At 54.7% G+C, this 1,005-nt stretch carries 2 protein-coding genes; both read right to left on the bottom strand.

The features are described from left to right. Positions 1 to 474, bottom strand: a 474-nt coding sequence (locus ACR0P9_RS13185; RefSeq protein ID WP_432620874.1) for an ABC transporter substrate-binding protein, incomplete at its 3' end; no start/stop codon positions are given. After that, on the bottom strand, positions 471 to 1,005 hold a 535-nt coding region (locus ACR0P9_RS13180; protein ID WP_432620872.1), incomplete at its 5' end, for an ABC transporter permease. The genes ACR0P9_RS13185 and ACR0P9_RS13180, both read right to left, overlap by 4 nt.

The raw sequence follows: 1,005 nt of genomic DNA, 5'->3' as shown, positions 1-1,005 counted from the left end.
TTTCTTGGAGACCGTCTTTTTATTGTACACCAGACCGACAGTGCCCCAGAAATACGGAATAGAATACTCGTTGTTCAGGTCAAAGTCCATGCCGATGCAGGCGGGATCGAGCTGGTCAAAGTTCGTGATAGCGCTGCGGTCAATTTTCTGCAGCCGCTTTTCCTTCATCAGTCGCTCAATCATATAGTCGGACGGGATGAGCACATCGTACGAATCGCCGGAGCTGACCTTGGTGTACATCATCTCGTTGGAATCAAAGTTTTCCACGATGACATGACAGCCGTATTCGTCCTCAAAATCCGAAATGACGGAGTCCGAGATATATTCGCCCGGCAGATAGAGTTTCAGCGTGTTGGAATTGCCGGAAGACTTGTTGGTGCCGTCGAAATCCGTGCCGGGACCGCCGCAGCCGGTCAGTGCACCGGCCAGCACGGCACCTGCACAGCAGGCAGCGAGCAATTGTTTCAGCTTCATGATGCAGGTTCCTCCTTGCGCTTTTTGCGCGTGCGCTCCGCGATGCGCGGAATGAGATTGACGAGCAGCAGTACCACCGTGATGATGACGATAACCAGCGTGGAAATCGCATTGATGGACGGATTGACGCGCTTGGACATCGTGTAGACCAAAATCGAGATGTTCTGCACGCCGTTGCCCGTGACGAAGTAGGAAATGACGAAGTCGTCAAAGGACATGGTAAACGCGATCAGCGCACCAGCGAAAATACCCGGAGACAACTGCGGAATAATGGCGTGCCACAGTGCCTGCCACGGGTTGGCACCGAGATCCAGCGCGGCGTCCGCCAGATTCGGATCCAGCGTGCGCAGACGCGGCGTGATAGATAACATGACGTACGGCGTACAAAACGCGATGTGCGCCAGCAGCAGCGTCAAAAAGCCCTTGCTCACTTCCAAGGTGGCAAAGAACATGAGAAGGCCAATCGCGGTGACAATGTCCGGATTCATAATCGGCAGGTCGTTGGCGGTGCGCACGGCTTTGCGCAGCGGT

Source organism: Butyricicoccus sp. (assembly GCF_050872565.1).
GTDB lineage: Bacteria > Bacillota > Clostridia > Oscillospirales > Butyricicoccaceae > Butyricicoccus_A.
The sequence above is the reverse complement of the archived record's forward strand: the minus strand, read 5'-3'. Positions and strand labels throughout refer to the sequence as shown.